We start from the raw sequence: 3,170 nt of genomic DNA, 5'->3' as shown, positions 1-3,170 counted from the left end.
GCCCCCAGCAGCAGCTCCGCAGGCCCGGCCAGGGCAGCCGGCGAGCCAGGCCCTGGCCACTCCTCCCCCCTGGATGACAAGGCCCGCCGTCTGGCGGACTTCTTCAACGGCGACGTGGTGGAACTGGATGGGCCCCTCGACGACGCCGGCCAGGATGTGGCCTGAGCAGCGGAGGCTGGGCTCAGGCCACCGCGGGGTCTTCCACCGAGGCGTCCTCGGCTGAGGGGTCCGCAGAGCCGGACTCGCCCAGGTGCAGCGTCTTGGCCCAGACCAGGCGCTTGGGCAGCAGGGCCATGCGCAGGCTGGTCCAGGGAATCACCACGAACCAGTGGCCGAGATAGGCAATGCCGAGGGCCAGGTTCCAGGGAGCCATGGGCGGGAACACCGGGCCCTCCGAGGGCCGGCGGCAGCCCAGCAGGATGGAGCAGCCCGACAGCCCGAACGCCACGAACGACAGGGGCCAGATCAGCGGCGGCGTGGTGGTGAGCAGGGCGCCGAGCAGATCGGCCATCGCCACCACGGGCATGGCGTACTGCAACAGGAAGAAACTGCAGAGATCGAGCCGGCGGCGGCGGCTCAGCTGCCGGGACAACAGCCCGGGCCCGTAGTCGAAGAAGCGCTGCAGGCCGCCCTCAGCCCAGCGCTGGCGCTGGCGCCAGAGGGCCGCCAGGCTGAGCACCGCCTCCTCCCGCACCGGGGGATCCCAGAGGATGCCGATCGAGGCCCCCTGCAGCAGCAGGCGGAAACTGAGGTCGAGATCGTCGGTGACCGTGGCCTCGTTGAAGCCGCCGGCGACCAGCAGGGCCTCACGGCGCAGCAGCTGGCCATTGCCCCGCAGCTCCACCACACCGCCGCGACTCTGGCGCCCCTCCTGGACCACGGCGTCGAGGGCCATCTCCATCGACTGGGCCCGGGTGAGCCAGTTGCCCAGAGGGTTCACCACCGCCTTGCGCAGCTGCACCGCCGCCCACTCGCCCGCCTCAGCCCAGGGGATCAGCCGTTCGAGGCTGTCGCTCTGCAGATCGGCATCGGCATCCAGCACCAGCATCCAGGGAGCCTGGAGCTGCTGCAGGGCCAGGTTCAGGGCTCCCGACTTGCCCCCGCCGGCATCGGCCTCGCGCCGCAGCACCCGCAGGAAGGCAAAGCGCTGGCGCAACTCAGCCAGCAGCTGGGGGGTGGCATCGGAACTGCCGTCATCCACCACCCACAGCTGCAGCTGACCGGCCGGGTAGCGCAACGCCGCGATGCGCTCCACCAGCCGGCCGATCACGGCCTGCTCATCGCGGGCGGCCACCACCACATCCACCGCACTGGCGCCTGGGCTGGGGATCCCGGCTGGGGAAGGGTTGGGGGCGGCTGCCTGCCGGGCCGCACCGGCACGGCCCCGCCCCAGCGCCGGCAACAGCACCGCGTAGACGCTGTAGCCCCCCAGCAGCAGGGCCATGCCGGTGGAGGGCCAGAGCCGAATGGCCGGATCGAGCCAGTGGGGCACCATGCCGGCCCAGCCGCAGGCGATCACGAACAGCGCCGATTTGCCGCGGCGGCGATCAGCAGCGGCCGCCGCCGGGCGCAGGACGTTGGTGGTACTGCCGTCCGCAGCCATGGCGTTCCCGGAAGTGTGCGGACTCTAAGGGGCACTCCCAGGTGCTTTGGTGTCCAGGGCAGACAGGGGCTGCAGCGTGGTGCCGGGGTAATAGCGGCTGAGGATGCGCTGCAGGGTCCAGCCCCGCCGAGCCAGGTCGATGGCTCCAGCCTGGGAGAGGCCGGCGCCGTGCCCGAAGCCGCCGCCATCGAAGCGCCAGCTGCCGGCGCCGCTGGGCGCCACCACGAACAGGGTGCTCGGCAGCTGGCGCAGGGTGCGGCGGATCGCATCCAGCCGCAGCACGGTGGAACCGCCGCTGCCCTGGATGCCCAGGGCGAGCACCCGGCCGCTCACCCCCCGCTCCAGCACCGACACGGTCTGGGGGGTGCCGAGCTGGGGGGCGGTGGCGCGCAGGGCCTGGCCGAGCTGCCCCGCCGTGATGGTGCGGCTCCAGCGGAAGCGGGGATGGTCGGCGCCGTAGAGGGCCGAGCCCCCCGAGAGCAGCGGAGGCACCTGGGCAGCCGCCAGGGGCAGCGGGAAACGGGTCTGGAGAGCCTGCGGGCCATCCAGAAAGGGCTTCAGGTAGGGGAGGGGAGGCCCGCTCCAGACCTCCTCAAAGCCGGCCGCCACGCCGCCATTGGTGGCGTGATACACCGCGTGGATGGGCTCCCCCTGCCAGCTCAGCACCTGGGAGCGGGTGGCTGCGATGGCCTGGCGCACGGCCGCGCCGGCCTGGCGTGGATCGGCATAGACCTGGCACTGGGTATCGGCACAGAGGTGGTAGCCGTCCACATGGAAGCGGATCTGGTTGCGCAGGGCCCAGGTGCGGGCCAGCACCGCCTGGGCGGCGAGGGCGGCCGGCGGGGAGCCGGCACCGATCTCGTGGGGCACCACCCCCTGGAGATAGCGCTCCACGGGAACCTCCTCCACCAGTGCCCAGGTGCCATAGGCATCGGGTTGGAGCCGGAAGGGTCCCTGGAACAGACCGCCCTGCCAGAGCAGCCCGCCTGGGGTCTCCAGCTGCACGGGCCCCTCCATCAGCACGGGGCCGTCATCGCGGCGCAGCTCCAGCACCAGCCGCTGGCTGAGGGTCTGTTCAACGCGCCGGGCCTGCCCGAGGCCCTCGGGCAGGGGCGCATCCAGGGGCGCCCACACCTCCCATTCGCGCGGATTGGCGATCAGCGGGGCCACGCCGGCGGCGCGCCAGCGGCCGGCGGCCTCCTCGGCACTCTCGAAGCTGGCGAAGGGGCCCAGCACCTGGCGACGAATCTCCAGCGCCGGCTGCACCGGCACCGTGCGCCAATGCAGCACCAGGCGCGGCGAGCTGTAGCGGCCACCGGAGGCCGTGACCAGGGTCATCAGGCCACCGCCACTGCGCAGCTCCAGGGGCATCGCCGCGCTCAGCCGGGGGGCCAGGCCCACCCAGAGCACCGGCTTGGCGGGGTCGATCCGGGGCGGCGCCGGCACCGGCCAGCGCAGCGTGCTCTGGAGCGGGGGCGGGGCGAGAGGCTGGGCCGAGCAACCCGTGCCCACCAGCAGGGCACCGGCCCAGAGGCTGGCGAGGGCCAGATGGCGCAGGGAGGCGGTG

Annotated in this window: 2 protein-coding genes; both read right to left on the bottom strand. The window is 73.0% G+C overall.

All coding sequences use genetic code 11. The annotated features are described in order from the left end of the window. Positions 1 to 181: 181 nt before the first annotated feature. On the bottom strand, positions 182 to 1,603 hold the full coding sequence (locus IQ216_RS12875; RefSeq protein ID WP_193815788.1) for a glycosyltransferase family 2 protein: 1,422 nt from the start codon (positions 1,601 to 1,603) through the stop codon (positions 182 to 184). 24 nt (positions 1,604 to 1,627) lie between these two features. Then, the gene (locus IQ216_RS12870) at positions 1,628 to 3,160 is read right to left on the bottom strand and encodes a SpoIID/LytB domain-containing protein (protein WP_193815790.1); all 1,533 of its coding nucleotides are present in this window, start codon (positions 3,158 to 3,160) and stop codon (positions 1,628 to 1,630) included. Positions 3,161 to 3,170 lie beyond the last annotated feature (10 nt).

Origin of the sequence: Cyanobium sp. LEGE 06143, assembly GCF_015207535.1 — a bacterium.
GTDB lineage: Bacteria > Cyanobacteriota > Cyanobacteriia > PCC-6307 > Cyanobiaceae > NIES-981.
The sequence above is the reverse complement of the archived record's forward strand: the minus strand, read 5'-3'. Positions and strand labels throughout refer to the sequence as shown.